Source organism: Algicola sagamiensis DSM 14643, from assembly GCF_000374485.1.
Lineage (GTDB): Bacteria > Pseudomonadota > Gammaproteobacteria > Enterobacterales > Alteromonadaceae > Algicola > Algicola sagamiensis.
In genome coordinates this window covers 39,543-54,268 of sequence record NZ_KB894503.1, presented here as the reverse complement: position 1 = coordinate 54,268, position 14,726 = coordinate 39,543, and the positions used below count along the sequence as shown (strand labels likewise).

At 42.9% G+C, this 14,726-nt stretch carries 12 protein-coding genes and 1 pseudogene; 4 read left to right on the top strand and 9 right to left on the bottom strand.

What is annotated here, in order from left to right:
* Positions 1 to 21 precede the first annotated feature (21 nt).
* Both C505_RS0116535 and pyk read left to right on the top strand, forming a co-directional pair.
* Entirely contained in the window at positions 22 to 867 is an 846-nt protein-coding gene (locus C505_RS0116535) for a MurR/RpiR family transcriptional regulator (RefSeq protein ID WP_018693749.1), read from the top strand.
* 92 nt (positions 868 to 959) lie between these two features.
* A complete protein-coding gene (gene pyk / locus C505_RS0116530; protein ID WP_026318041.1) occupies positions 960 to 2,396 on the top strand; it encodes a pyruvate kinase in 1,437 nt (478 codons plus the stop codon).
* Between the two features lie 61 nt (positions 2,397 to 2,457).
* Here pyk and C505_RS0116525 read toward each other — a convergent pair whose 3' ends face one another.
* From C505_RS0116525 to C505_RS0116510, 4 genes are all read right to left on the bottom strand, one after another.
* Positions 2,458 to 4,176 (bottom strand): LVIVD repeat-containing protein, encoded by a 1,719-nt coding sequence (locus C505_RS0116525; RefSeq protein ID WP_018693747.1) that lies wholly within the window; start codon positions 4,174 to 4,176, stop codon positions 2,458 to 2,460.
* Between the two features lie 292 nt (positions 4,177 to 4,468).
* Positions 4,469 to 5,344 carry a DUF6279 family lipoprotein gene (locus tag C505_RS0116520; RefSeq protein ID WP_018693746.1) on the bottom strand — a complete coding sequence of 292 codons (876 nt, stop codon included), beginning with the start codon at positions 5,342 to 5,344 and terminating at the stop codon, positions 4,469 to 4,471.
* Positions 5,345 to 5,357: 13 nt separating this feature from the next.
* Positions 5,358 to 6,173 carry a LytR/AlgR family response regulator transcription factor gene (locus tag C505_RS0116515; RefSeq protein ID WP_018693745.1) on the bottom strand — a complete coding sequence of 272 codons (816 nt, stop codon included), beginning with the start codon at positions 6,171 to 6,173 and terminating at the stop codon, positions 5,358 to 5,360.
* Complete coding sequence (locus C505_RS0116510) at positions 6,170 to 7,240, bottom strand: sensor histidine kinase (protein ID WP_026318039.1); 1,071 nt, start codon at positions 7,238 to 7,240, stop codon at positions 6,170 to 6,172. The genes C505_RS0116515 and C505_RS0116510 overlap by 4 nt, the downstream gene beginning before the upstream one ends.
* 327 nt (positions 7,241 to 7,567) lie before the next feature.
* On the opposite strand from C505_RS0116510, the gene C505_RS0116505 reads away from it, so the two are divergent.
* On the top strand, positions 7,568 to 8,194 hold the full coding sequence (locus tag C505_RS0116505) for a LysE family translocator (RefSeq protein ID WP_018693743.1): 627 nt from the start codon (positions 7,568 to 7,570) through the stop codon (positions 8,192 to 8,194).
* 57 nt (positions 8,195 to 8,251) lie between these two features.
* On the opposite strand, the pseudogene C505_RS22735 reads toward C505_RS0116505, so the two are convergent.
* The 5 genes and pseudogenes from C505_RS22735 to ahr form a co-directional block, all read right to left on the bottom strand.
* A pseudogene (locus C505_RS22735) lies at positions 8,252 to 9,626 on the bottom strand (SLC13 family permease).
* The gene (nagZ, locus tag C505_RS0116495; RefSeq protein ID WP_018693740.1) at positions 9,623 to 10,636 is read right to left on the bottom strand and encodes a beta-N-acetylhexosaminidase; all 1,014 of its coding nucleotides are present in this window, start codon (positions 10,634 to 10,636) and stop codon (positions 9,623 to 9,625) included. The pseudogene C505_RS22735 and the gene nagZ overlap by 4 nt, the downstream one beginning before the upstream one ends.
* Positions 10,637 to 10,771: 135 nt before the next feature.
* Positions 10,772 to 11,290, bottom strand: a complete 519-nt coding sequence (locus C505_RS0116490) for a response regulator transcription factor (protein WP_018693739.1) — start codon at positions 11,288 to 11,290, stop codon at positions 10,772 to 10,774.
* Positions 11,287 to 12,534 carry a sensor histidine kinase gene (locus C505_RS0116485; RefSeq protein WP_083938373.1) on the bottom strand — a complete coding sequence of 416 codons (1,248 nt, stop codon included), beginning with the start codon at positions 12,532 to 12,534 and terminating at the stop codon, positions 11,287 to 11,289. The genes C505_RS0116490 and C505_RS0116485 overlap by 4 nt, the downstream gene beginning before the upstream one ends.
* Before the next feature lie 216 nt (positions 12,535 to 12,750).
* On the bottom strand, positions 12,751 to 13,740 hold the full coding sequence (ahr, locus tag C505_RS0116480) for an NADPH-dependent aldehyde reductase Ahr (protein ID WP_018693737.1): 990 nt from the start codon (positions 13,738 to 13,740) through the stop codon (positions 12,751 to 12,753).
* Between the two features lie 177 nt (positions 13,741 to 13,917).
* Here ahr and C505_RS0116475 point away from each other — a divergent pair, with 177 nt between their 5' ends.
* Positions 13,918 to 14,703: a substrate-binding periplasmic protein gene (locus C505_RS0116475; RefSeq protein ID WP_018693736.1), complete on the top strand. Its 786-nt coding sequence runs from the start codon at positions 13,918 to 13,920 to the stop codon at positions 14,701 to 14,703.
* Positions 14,704 to 14,726: the final 23 nt, after the last annotated feature.

Here is a 14,726-nt window from a genome sequence, read left to right as displayed (position 1 = left end):
GGCTTACAGTGAGTTTGTAAGATGAATATACTTGATAAAATTAATACCCAATTAAGTGAGTTCAGCAAGTCTGAACGCAAAGTTGCGGAAGTCATCATCGCAGCACCGCATGAAGCCATTCATGCTTCGATTGCCACGCTTGCCAAACAAGCTGATGTGAGCGAGCCCACCGTCAATCGATTCTGTCGCCGCCTAGATACGAAAGGCTATCCAGACTTTAAACTTCACCTGGCACAAAGCCTCGCTAATGGCACCCCCTACGTGAATCGCCATGTCGACGAAAGCGACAGCCCGCAGGCATATACCGAAAAAATCTTTGAGTCAACGATGGCTTGCCTAGATACGGCTAGACAATCCATTGATGTGAATTCGATCAACCGTGCTGTCGACCTATTGACCCAAGCCAGACAAATCTCCTTCTTCGGCCTCGGCGCTTCTGCCTCTGTGGCGCATGACGCACAAAATAAGTTCTTCCGCTTTAATGTTCCTGTGGTCTGTTTTGATGATATCGTGATGATGCGCATGAGCTGCATTAATAGTAATGATGGTGATGTTGTTGTCTTTTTCTCCCATACAGGCCGGACAAAGTCACTGGTCGAGCTTGCACAAGTTGCTCGTTCCAATGAAGCCATCGTCATCGGGATCACTGAGCTGGATACTCCCCTTGCCAAAGAATGTAATTTAGTTTTGTCATCCAATGTTCCGGAAGATACCGATATGTATATGCCAATGGCATCTCGGATCGCTCAATTGGTTTTAGTGGATGTCCTTGCTACAGGTTTTACCCTCCGCCGCGGGAATAAGTTCAGAGATAATTTGAAAAAGGTGAAAGACAGCTTAAAAATTTCTCGCTTTGAAAAAAAATAAGCACATACAGTGCAACTTGAACATAAAACTTGATAGAATTTTCGTAATAAAATTTCATTTTTGAAATTAAACTAGATAGTAATGGATAGAGAATGCCTAGAAGAACCAAAATCGTCGCTACGATAGGACCCGCTTCTGAATCAGAAGAAATGTTGACCCTTCTGATTTCAGCTGGCGTCAATGTCCTCCGCTTTAACTTTTCACATGGCACTGCCGAAGATCACAAAGCTCGCGCACAAGTCGTTCGAAAGATTGAGAAAGAACTCAATACGCACGTTGCGATCCTTGGTGATCTTCAAGGCCCTAAAATCAGAGTTTCTCGCTTCCAAAATAAATCTGTAGAACTCACCGCAGGTGATGCTTTCTTCCTTGATGCTGATTTAGACAAAGATTCAGGCAACGAGCAAGGCGTCGGTATTGATTATAAAGCCCTACCACAAGATGTTGGCTCAGAGGATATTCTTCTGCTTGATGATGGCCGTATTCAACTTAGAGTTGTTGATGTTTCTGGCTCCCGCGTGAATACAGAAGTGATTGTTGGTGGCACACTATCCAATAACAAAGGCATCAACCGCCAAGGCGGCGGTTTAACCGCGCCAGCCCTGACAGAAAAAGACAAACGCGACATCAAGCTTGCCGCAGAAATCGGTGTTGATTATCTGGCGGTCTCCTTCCCGCGTTGTGGTGCAGATTTAGAATTAGCACGTAGTCTTGCAAAAGAAGCGGGCTTCTCCCCGCGCATTGTTTCCAAAGTTGAGCGTGCAGAAGCAGTCGCAACATCAGAAATTCTTGACGAAATTATTCTTGCCTCAGATGCGGTGATGGTTGCTCGTGGTGACCTCGGTGTTGAAATTGGTGATGCAGAGCTGATTGGTAAACAAAAGCAAATCATCTCTCGTAGCCGTCAATTGAATAAAGTGGTGATCACTGCAACACAAATGATGGAATCCATGATCCAAAGTCCAATGCCAACCCGAGCAGAAGTGATGGACGTTGCAAACGCAGTTTTAGATGGCACCGACGCAGTCATGCTTTCGGCAGAAACAGCAGCAGGCGATTTCCCAGTCGAAACTGTGGCACATATGGTTCGTGTGTGTGTTGGCGCTGAGAAACATCCAAGCGTCTCCAGCTCTAAGCACCGTTTAGATGTTAATTTTTCAACAATCTCAGAAACGATTGCTTTAACATCCATGTACGCTGCAAACCATCTTGAAGGCATTAAAGCAATTGTTGCTTTAACTGAATCCGGGCAAACACCAAAAATCATGTCCCGGATCACATCTCGACTTCCGATTTTCGCACTCTCTCGTCATGAGCAAACTCTCAATCGTATGGCACTCTATCGTGGTGTATATCCTGTGTACTTTGATAGCGCCGCATGTGATATGAACCAACTGACTTGGCGTGTGCTAGAGTCATTAAAAAAACAAGGTCACTTAGAGTCTGGTGATAAAGTCATCTTAACTCACGGTGATTTGATGGAGACGGTTGGCGCAACCAATACTTGCCGGATTATCGAAGTGCATTAATATCACTTTCTTATCCCCATAAAAAAGCCAGCGATTGCTGGCTTTTTTCGTTGGAACATTGCTACCTTTTTGGCCAAGGAGAAATGGGTGCTGAAAAACTTGGTGTTCCCAGTACTGGACTCGAGAGTAAATAGATCCCGTGATTGGTAAACAACCAGAATAGGTTTCTATCATATTCTACATAAACAGCGTGGGATAAATTTCCCATTGCGTAATCGACGACTTTATCTGGCCGGAATGGTGGGACGAAGTATGCAGAAATTACTGGTTGAGTGGGGTTGGACACATCAAAGACTTGTAATCCAGCATTATAAAAGTTGTAAGGCAAAACACCAAAGCGGCTTACTCCCGGCTGTGTATAAGCGCCTGTTCTTTTGGGCCCAAAACTCCCCTTTCTTTGACAGAAATCCGTAAATATTGCCTCTCTAGGCGGTAATGGTCTTGACAATACACCTTTTATGCTTGGTTGAGATGGATCTTGAACATCAATCTCATAAATATGCTTATAAGGCTCAAAGCAATCTTCATTCAGTGGATAACCGCTGTAGTAAATGATCCCGGTTTCGAGCACTTGAGAAACATCGATAAAATCTCCTTCTGTGCCAGCGACACTGGGTGGAAAGTCCAAATGCCCGATAACTTTCATCTGGCGAGGGTTCTGAATATCAATAATATATAACCCCAAACCACCCATCGCCGCATAGCCATATTTCCCACCCTCTTCAACAGGTTTCGGAATGAACAGCGACATTCTAGCGCCCATCCATGATGTACGATTTCCAGCTCTTGGATTGAAGAAGTAATTTAGCTCATCCCAGAAATTCCCAACTTTCTGCCCTGGGACAGTCAATTGGTCCAGGAAGACTGGATTGGTAGGATCTGACATATCCCAAGCTTGATAACCCGCTGAATACAAATCATTTCCATATTCGGTCAGCGCATATTCATCTGATGGCGCAGCAGCAACAAACATATATTTGCCACCAAACCAAACTGGTATATCTCTCACACCCGACCCCTCCTGTTGACCAATCGGTGCCTTGGGGCGATAAATATCAGTCGTTCTCTCAGCAATCAATGTCCATTGATGCGGTAATGGACCATGCATTTCAAAGACTTTAAACCCTTTGAGGTGATCTGTTCTTCTAATTTGAGCAACTTTCTCAGGCTCTTTGTACTTATTTTTCAACAAACCAAAACGCCGGATCTCATAGGCTTGAACCATGATGTATTTTTGTCTTTCTTGATGCCATTGAATAGTTGCAGCCCCGAACATATCCCCTTGAGGGTATGGGTTTTCGGGCTTGTCGTTTGGCCCATCAGGCCCCCAAGTGTGGCCCTTGGTATGAATCAGCTTGAGTGATTTAGGGTTTGTAATATCAAAGATTTTTAAATCTTGTCGAACATATTGGTATAGATACCGCCTACCATCAAAGTCGATAATATTTTGCCAAGTATGGAATGGTTCTACCGTAATCGGGTAGTAGGCTTCAACCTGCATATTTCGTTGATATGACTGTGTATCCCAATACGATAATTGTCCCTGGAATGGCTTTGGTGACTTCGTGTGATAAGTCCGCTGTGGATGGCGAAATTGCCCATTTGGCAACATACCATAAGGGCCCACATCGTCATCACTTGGTTGATGATTGCCAACAAGGACCGTTAAACGTTGCAAAAAAGGGTCTTGAATATCATCTTGTGTTGCAATTGCAACCGCTAATACATCGTAAGGGATAACGCAGAGAGTTATGATTATGAAAGTAAGATAGCGCAACATCATTCATCCTTTATAAAATTGAATCACATGTGCTGCTTTCCTAATTTAATGGAGAAAGACTCGTTTTCCTTGAAGAATACTGAGCAACAATGCCTACTCTAACGCATTGGTGATCCAACAGCCACCGATGTATAACGTCATTCATCTTGATTGTTTGTTTTTGAGCTAAAACATCAAGCTTAAAGGATAAATCCCACTGCATGGGTATCACCAATGAAGGGAAATTTGCATGTTTTGATTATGACTGGAGTGAAGCTGTGTATATTTTTGTGATAACAGGACTATATCCATTCTACTTTGACTTCGCCAACTGAAATCGATCCATCTCAAGGACATCTTGGATATCTTCATCGTAGTCTGTCAGCGTATCAATCAAATGTGCTTTTTGTTTCGCCGTCATCGATTGCATGATTTCAAAGCGTGCTTGGTACCATGCTTCTTGTTTTTGTTTTCTGATCTTTGCATACGCTGGGGCAAGTGTTTCTCGGCCATTGGTCACTAATACCGTGAGACATTGGTTCATCGCTTCTTTTGGTTTCTGGATACACTGGATAAAACTCGATTGCCAGCTTTTTGCATAGGCGTAGTATTGTTCAAGCGTCAATGGCATACGATCCACATAAACTTCGATGGCTTTCTCTTGTGCTGAAGTTAAATCACCGAGCCATCGTCCCATCCACTTCTTCATCCCTTTGATGCGATCTTTACGATATTCTTCTTCTGACTTCGAATAGTCCTCTTCTTTGTCTTCTTCAAGTCGCTTCGCTAAATTGGTTTCGAGTTCTTTGATTTGGGCAGGTGTGAGTTGGCTCAGCAGTGTTGGCGTTGTATTTAAAAGTTTATCTCTGACGGGAAAATACACACGTGTCCAAGATTGCCAGAAGTAATCATCAATGGTTTGATTCCAGGTGTTTTGATCAATTGCTGCAACCATTTGCTGCACATCTGCCTGAATTTTTGGGAGCTCTCTTGTTGCATGCCAGTAGACAGTCTTTTCGATGTAGTTTTCTAAATGCTCCTCTTGCTCAGAAGTGAGTGTTACAAAATCATCTATTTCCCACATCACAAGCCAATCCGCAAAGCGATAACTGGTTTGCAAAGAGCAGCTTGTCAGCAAAACCAGCGCAAAGAAAGTTCCTATCAACTTCTTGGCGAATTGACTTGTCATTTCACACTCTCATTTATGTGCCTAAAATATGTGTCTTAACACGATCACGATAAGAACGACTCACCTTCACTTCATTATCATTTTGTAGCACAAGATAGTAGTCTCCTGCATCTGCGGAGCGAAGTTTTTTGACAAATTTTGCATTGACAATCGAAGAGCGGTGAACACGAAGGAACGTTTCTGGACACAGACTTTGTTCCAACTCCTTCATTGTTTTTCGAACGATATGTGTTTGCCCATCTTCGGTATGAATACACATATAATCGCCTGCTGCATCAATCCATAAAATATCTTCTGTTTGGATTTTCAGGATATCCTGCCCTTCACGAACAATGATGGAATGGGCATAAGATGGCTGTGGCGCTTCTATTGCGTCTTCCTGTTGAGAAGAAGAGAGTTGCGAGACAAGTGCGGATAGCTTCTGGTTTTCCTGTTCTTGCTTTTTAAGCTCAATCTGGAGCTTAAGCTTTTCGATGGATTCCGCGATACGTTCCTCTCGAAGCGGTTTTAACAGGTAATCCAATGCATGTACTTCAAATGCTTTAATCGCATACTGGTCGAAAGCCGTCACAAAGATGATGTTTGGAAGGTTATCATCCTTTTCAATAAGGCGCTGTACCACCTCAAAGCCAGAGAGTCCCGGCATTTGAATATCTAAAAACACTGCATCAGGTTTGAGTTGTTCTACTTTTTCAATCGCTTCTCGTCCATTTGCGGCTTGCCCGACAATCTCAATCTCGGGAAACTCGGCAAGTCTAAGCGCCAAGCCCTTTCTTGCTAAAGGCTCATCATCAACGATAATCACCTGGATCCTTTTATCTAACATCATGACTTCACCTGATATGGGATACGAATATTGACCTTGAGGCCATTCGGTAAATTATTAGTAAGGGAAAATGAATAATCCGTTTCGTATAAAGACTCCAACCTTTCATACATATTTTTGAGTCCTACGCCAGACTCCGTTTTCGGCAGCTCTCCATTCACTAAAGCGATGCCTGGGCCATTATCCGCGACTTCAATGAGTAAGTCACGTCCAAATCTTTGCGCTTTTACAGAGAGTTCTCCTCCTGTTTCTGTCGTTGCAATCGCGTACTTAATTGCGTTTTCGATAATCGGTTGCAGAATAAGACTTGGGACAAGCGCATCAGTCGCAAGTTCATCAATTTCCCAAATTACTTTTAACCTTTCCTCAAATCGAACTTGCTCAATCTCAAGGTAAAGCTTGAGCGCTTCGATTTCATTTGAGAGTGGTACGCGTTGAATCGGATCATTTTTTAATGTGTACCGAAGAAAGTCACTCAGCCTTGTTACCATCGCATTTGCTGTTTTTGTATCTTCCATCAAAACCAGCGTTGAAATTGCATTCAAGGTATTGAACAAAAAATGAGGGTTTAACTGATAGCGCAGCATTTTTAATTGTGCTTCATGTGCCTGCGTCGTCGCAATCAGTGCCTTTTGCTTTTCTGTTTGGAGCATCAGATAATACTTGATGCCGAAATATAGCCCTGACCAACAAAGAATAATATAAAATGAACCAATCCCTTGATGGAAAAACTCATTCCAAGGTTCTTCTTGAAACCCGTGTTGGTAAATCTCCGTCAGGTTGTACACCTTGACCACGGTCCAAAAGATCGTGATTACAAGTGATGTCACGAATATAGATACAATCAATTTAACTGGGTGTTCATTCCAGACACGACGAAAGCAATACCGTAGCGGAAGCGTCAGCAACCAGCCCGCGTATGCATCAAGTGCGACGACGATAAGGTAAACGTCTCTTTTTTCTACAACAAGGTAACCAATAAACTGGATCACCGCGAAACTCAGCCAACCAGCGGTATGCAATAACCAGAAGAACTGATTTCGGTTCTCTATAATATGTTTCCAATTCAAAACAGAATTCACTAGCATCTTTGCGTTTTATTCGAGATGGGATTATATCAAGGAAATGATTTCATGCGCTATGTGTCCCTGCGATTCACCCCATCCATGTGTTATTTGTCGAATGACTTGGGTCTGTTGATCTTTCGTAAATCCACGCTGTTACCGCTGAAAAAGCATCAACAACGGCGCAAGGAGAGATGTTTGGTCATTTCAAATGAATAACGAGCAACAAAGAGTGAGGCTTTTTCATCCCTCAATGAAAACATTGTTTGAACATCTAAACCATGATTTGTTAGGGTATGAGATCCTAGCCTTACCAAATAAAAAGGAAAGTTGATGCAGTATCTTCCTGAGATCCTCTCTATATCAATGATCGCTATTTTTATGGCGATGAGTCCTGGTGCCGACTTTATCATGGTCTCCAGAAATAGTATTTTTACCTCACGTCGTGCTGGCGTTTTCTCTGCATTTGGCGTTGCCGCAGCCATATGGGTGCATGTTGCCTACTCTATTGCTGGATTAGCTTTCATTATTTCTCAATCCATTGTTTTATTTTCAATCTTGAAATACTGTGGTGCTGCTTATTTGATATATGTCGGCTGGAAAACTTTCCGAGCGAAAGCAACTTCAGCGCAATTGGAAGGCGAAGCCCAAGGAACTCTTTCGTCATGGCGTGCATTTCAAATCGGTTTTATCACCAACGTACTCAACCCAAAAACAACACTTTTCTTTTTTAGTATTTTCACCCAAGTTGTCCAGGTAGACAGTCCGTTATGGTTACAGCTTTTATACGGGTTTATTATTTCTTTTGCGCATGCAGCATGGTTTTGTGCAGTCGCAATTTTTCTGTCTCAGCCGGTACTTCTTCAAAAGTTTGAACAGAAAAAGAAAGTCATCGAAAGGTTGGTTGGAAGTTTGCTCATGGGCTTTGGGCTTAAAATAGCAATGAGTCCAAATCCTTAGAATCCGACATGATGAGAAAATGGAAATAAGATAAAGGTGGTTTCCCACCTTTATCTGTTATACAAGCATTGCATAGCAAACCAAACTGACAATCACAGCGACAATGATGTTCAACACAACACCTTCCCGAACCATCTGCTGTATGGTGACTTGATCACTGGAAAATACGATCGAATTCGGTGCTGTTGCAACTGGCAAACAAAAAGCACAGCTACAGCTGATCACTGCGGGGAGCATCAGGATCTCCAATGGCATATTTTGTGAAATCGCTAATGAAGCCAGAATAGGCATAAGAAGCGTCGCTGTCGCCGTGTTCGAGCTAACCTCTGTTAAGAAGGACACACTCAACGTTAATCCGAGCAATAAAATCAAAATTGGGAATGTCGTTAATGAAGTCAAAGATTCTCCAATGAGTTGACTTAAACCAGAGGCAAAAATACCTTTTGCTAAACAAATCCCACCCGCAAACAACAAAAGCATCCCCCAAGGAATATTCACAGCGGTTTCCCAATCTAACAGTCGGCCACCTTTGCCATCTGAGACTAAAAACATCAGAACAACGCCAAATAGCGCAATTGAAGAGTCTCCAATCATCGGCATATCAAGTAAGCTGGACCACCCGCCAAATGGCTCCTTTCGTGTCACCCATAATAATGCAACGAAGGAAAAGACCAGCAATGTGCGCACTTCCGCTTTTTGCCATTGACCAACTTTCGGCAGTTGAATCGGATTGGTTAATTTTACTTTTCTCGTCAACCACATCGCCATCACTGGGATCGCAAGAATAATAATAGGAATCGATACTTTCATCCATGTCAGAAAACTATATTCTTCCCCTGCCATTTCATTGTATACAGAAGCAAAAATCAGATTGGGTGGCGTACCAATGAGTGTCCCTGCACCACCGAGTGAAGCCGCATAGGCAAGGCCTAGCAATAAGGCAATATTGAAGTGTTTATTTTTCGATGTTTCCGTGATTGCCAAGGCAACAGGGAGTAAAGCTAATACTGTTGCGGTATTGGAGATCCACATCGATAAAGCAGCCGCTGTGACCATGAATGCAAACACCATTCGCCGTCCGCTATTACCACCAATGACATTTACCATTCCCAAAGCGATCCGACGATGAACATCCGATTTTTCTATCGCTTTTGCAAGCATAAACGCCCCCATAAGAAGGAGGATCACATGAGAACCAAGTGCTGAGGCGGCGACTTTATGATTGACAATGCCAAAAGCAGGGAGAAGGAAAAAAAGGAAGAAGTGAAGTCACTGGAATAGGTAAAGCTTCCGTGATCCAATACGTGGCAACTAATACAGTGATCCCGAGCATTAAACTCGTTTGATATTCCCAACCCAGAACATTCAGGCAAAAGCTACCCGCGAGGACTGATGCAATCAAGCCCCCGGCAATTATTTTTGGTTTTATCATTTTAGTTTTTCTGCGAGTCTCGTTGCGGATTGCCAACGTTTATCTGTTGTCAGGGTATGATGTGTCATTGCGGTCGTATTTCTAAATACCAACCCATTTTGCCTTGGTTTTTGCCAAGTCACATTATCGAGTATTTCGATAGAACCGGCACGGTGATTACAGGCGAGCAACATGTCACACCCAGCTTCTAATGCAGCAAAAGCACGTTCCGTGTAGCTTCCTACTGACGTCGCCCCTTCCATGGATAAATCGTCACTAAAAATAACACCTTCAAATCCAAGCTGGGATCTTAAAATATCCTGCAACCAAACAGGTGAAAATCCAGCTGGGTGCTGATCGACCGCGGGATAAATCACATGAGCTGGCATCATGCCATCAAGTAATTTTTGCGCAATCAGTGCTTCAAAAACTCGCATGTCTTCATGAAAGATATGTTGTTTTTCGCGTTGATCTATGGGGATAAAGTGATGGGAATCTTCTTTGACACTACCATGACCAGGAAAGTGCTTACCGGTTGCTTTCATCCCGACTTCTTGCATTCCCTCGATCCATGAAGTTGCAAGCTTGATGACATGTTCAGGATCATTGTCAAATGCACGAGTTCCAATCACATCACTGACGCGATTTAGATCCAATACTGGCGCAAAACTCAAATCAATGTCGACCGTTCTTAACTCTGCTGCCATCAACCAGGCAATCTCTTTCGCATGCAAACACGCTTCTTCCATGCTAGAAGCTGACTCAAAGATCTGGCCTGGTGCAGGCAGTGCTGTAAAACCTTCTCGAAAGCGCTGAACACGTCCACCTTCATGATCAACTGCGAGGATCACCTCTTGATTTGCTGCGACTCTGACGGACTTAACCAATGCAAAAAGCTGTTCACGATCATGATAATTTCGGGTAAAAAGGATCGCTCCCCCCACAGATGGATGGGCCAGCATTTCTTTTTCTTCAGCGCTAAGCTCATAACCTTCAAAATCGAGGAATAAAAAACCTGTCTGTTCAGTCATATCGTTTATTTATTTCTATTGTTAATGACGATGGGCTGTATTCAATCATACTTCCCCCCCGATTGTATACAATAGAAGAACAAGCTATAGAACAACAAGACCTGAATGAAAGCATTTATTTCGGATATAAATCATTCAGGTACGAACCGGTTTTTTACTTAATTTTCTCTGAAGGGTTCGTCGATGCATGCCCAATAATCTTGCCGTCGCTGAGATATTCCCACCTTGTTGATCCAATACACGTTGGATCTGCTCCCACTCAAGGCGCTCTGGTGACAACAGCGGCTCTTCATTCAATACGTCCGGTTGTTCGCCTTGTATCATTTGAATCAACATCGGCAGCTCAAATGGTTTAGGAATATAGTCATCTGCACCGAGTTTCACCGCCTTCACCGCTGTCGCGATACTAGCAAAGCCTGTCATCATGATAATCTGAGAGTCAGGGTACTTTTCTCTCAAGGTCGCTATCCAGACTAGGCCACATGCTTCACCCATTTTCAGATCAATCAAGAAAACATCATACTTTTTATGCCAAGACTGGATCGGTAGCTCCTGATCTGAAATAAAGTCCGATTGAAAACCTTTTTTTGTCAGGCGGCGCTGGAGAATTTCTCCAAAGGAGACATCATCATCCAAAATACAAACGTATTTCATCCACGCGCCTCTGGAATCGTGGGCAAACAAATTTTTGTGAGCGCACCTTGAGTAAGATTCTGTAACCAGACTTTCCCACCAGCTTGTTCTATTGTGACATTTGCGAGTAAATGCCCAATACCAAATGAGTCACTACTAACGGGTTGTTTTCCAATGACGGGTAATATCTCATCGTCAAACCTCTTCCCTTCATGCCGGATCTCAATTGCAACGGATTGTGATACATCCAACACTGTAGAAAGTGATATTTCATCATACCGATTTTCTAATGAGGCTTTCGCGGCATTATCAATCAGGTTCATAATTGCAAACTTAATGTTTTCATTCATCGCAATCATCGCCTGTGCTTTGAACTCACATTTTACTTTTACTTCCGGCCTCGTCACTTGCCACTGCTGAATTGAGTGCTCCAAAAATGTGGACAGATCGGTTTCTATTGTTTCAAGCGACTGTCCTTGGGCAACTTCAACAAGTTTGGACACCTGTTGTCGACACACCTGTAATTGCGTCATCAATTGTTGATGCAACTCATGTGTCCAACCATCCTCATTGATTTCTTCCGCCAACATGGTTGCAGAAGTTAACGGCGTTCCCATCGCATGGGCTGAATTTGCAGAAAGCGTCGCAATTGCAATCAGTTTTTCATCCCTGAGCTGTGTTTCTCTTAATCGTTGGTTATCAAGTTCTTGCATACGTATTTGTCGTCTTTGCCTCGTGATAAACCAAACCACAATCCCTGCTGAAATCACAAAGCTCAACCACATACCAAACATATGAGATTCGAACTGATGCTGGAAATGGTGCGTTGACTGCTGGCCCCCAGGCCAATAAAACTTAAGTAACAATGTATAAGTCATACAACTGAGCCCAGCACACACCCAAGCAAATCGACGGCTAAAACTGGTTGCAGCAAGTGCAACAGGTAACAGAATAATTGAAACCGCGCCATTCGAAATCCCACCCATAAAAAAGAACATCATTGACAGCGTAAAAATATCAACAACAATCGACGCTTGATTAAAGCGTAAAAAGCTATTGTGCGGATGTTTAATCAAATACAACGCAACAAAGTTAAGCGTTAAATGAAGCAAAATAATCGTTGCAACAGCACCGATGGGGAGAATATTTCGATCATAGATCGCCATCATGGCAACAATGATCTCTACAGCCAGATAAAACCAACGGACCAAACATAATCGTTGCATTAAATACGACCGTTGTTTATCAACGAAATCATTTCTCATATTGGATATTCTGAGGGTTAAAAAAGCCGGCCAATCATAGCCGGCAAAAGTAGCAATGACAATAGGTCAACTAGTTATCGGTTCACGTATTGTCGATTTTGTGATCCACATCATACCTGTGCAAAAGCATCTTGCCGATGCGACAAATTGTCGCAGGATAAGGCGCTGTAAAACTTTCAGAAATGCACGCTGTTACTGCTGAAAGATCAACAGACACTAATGGCTTAAAACAATCCTGTACTTCGCTTTTCCGTCTCGCAAATGCGCTAGGGCTTCATTAATCTGATCAAACTGGAAGTGTTCAACTACGGGTTTGATTTGGTGCCTTGCTGCGAATTCAAGCATCGTCGAAATCCCGGCAGGACTACCAACCAGGCTCGCGGACATTGAACGCTGACCAGCAATCATCGGGGATACATGAATATCAAGAGGATCCAGTGTTGCCCCAACAAAATGAAGGCGACCATTGGGTGCTAATGAAGAGACATAACGATCCCAATCCAATTTGATATTCACCGTTGAAATAATCAAATCATATTTTTGTTGGATCTCTCCATGACGGGAATCGACTGTATGATGTGCACCAAGCGCCAAAGCTTCTTGTTTTTTCGCTTCGTTGGATGTAAATGCTGTCACCTCACACCCCCATGCTTTCAAAAACTGAAGCGCAAGGTGTCCTAGTCCTCCGATACCAATCACACCCACACGACTGGTGGGTTTAATATCATATTGAAGTAATGGTGTGAAAACGGTGATCCCGCCACAAAACAATGGTCCAGCGACTTCGGGAGGTAATTCCTTTGGTAATGCTATGACACTATGAGCCTTTGCTCTTACTTCTGTCGAAAAACCACCATAACGACCCACCACGGTTGATTCTGATTCATGACAAAGATTATGATGACCTTGCATACAGCAGTCACACGTCATACAGTAACCGGCATGCCACCCTAGTCCAACAATTTCCCCTTCTTGCAAATGTTTGACTTCAGCACCAACTTGCTTTATTTTTCCGATAACTTCGTGTCCACCGACAAATGGATATTCTGTAATTTCCCAGTCATTATTCAGCATACTTAAATCACTGTGACAAATGCCACAATGGAGTACCTCAATATCCACTTCATTCGATAACAGTGGCCCTCTTTCAAACTCAAACCTCTCTAAGACACCACCTGGACTTTGCGCAGCATATGCTTTGATCATGATATTTACCTTATTATTTTTATTCGAACAAAAGTTGTATAGTTCGAACGATGCGGGTTAGACCTTTATCCATACTCATTTCAAATCAATTTTATGGATATATCTTCGTCGACAAGTTGATAAACTAAACAAGCCTCGCCTATATTCAATGGGGTGAAAGTACGAATTTAACCGACTATGAAGCACTTTATTCTATTTAAGGTTTTAATAACTTTAATCCTCTGCATCCAGCCAACCATTGCGCTTGGTAAGTCCTGTAATGTTGTTACCATGACAGGCAACCCAGAATACGCACCTGTCACTTGGGATCTAAATGATAAACTTGTTGGCAGTTATATCGAGTTTACCAAGACAGCACTTGATCGAATTGGTGTCGCATCAAAACCTGTCGTGTCAGGAAATTGGAGTCGAGCTCAGCAAGTCGTCAAGATGGGTGTTGTTGATATGCTCATTGGTCCTTGGTTCAATACGGATCGAGAAAGTTGGTTGACCTTTATTCAGCCCGAAGTCTCTCTTGACCCTGCTGCTGTCTTTACCCGGAAAGACAATATGTTTCCATTTGAAAATCTTCGTAGCTTGATTGGTAAACAAGGCGTCATGCAAAGTGGAAATAGCTATGGTGAACCCTATGACAGCATGGTTGCGAATAAAGTCCTTATGATGTTTGAAGTCAATTCTTGGGAACAAGCATTTGAAATGGTCAAACGCCGTCGCGCAGAATATTTGGTGCTTGGACTTTACTCTGGACAACTTACCATTGCACGCCTGGGAGTTGGCGAATATATTGGTCCACTCCCTGTCTATGCTGCGGAAGATAAAATGTATATCGCTTTTTCCAAGAAGTCACCTTGTGAGCCATTAGCTGAACAATTAGGAAAAGCGGTTGCACAACTAAAAGAAGAGAAGTTGTTTGAGAAGTTAACGAAAAAATATATTGACTTGTATAATGCATCAACCCAGTAAACCAGAAGGACTTCAACTGGTTT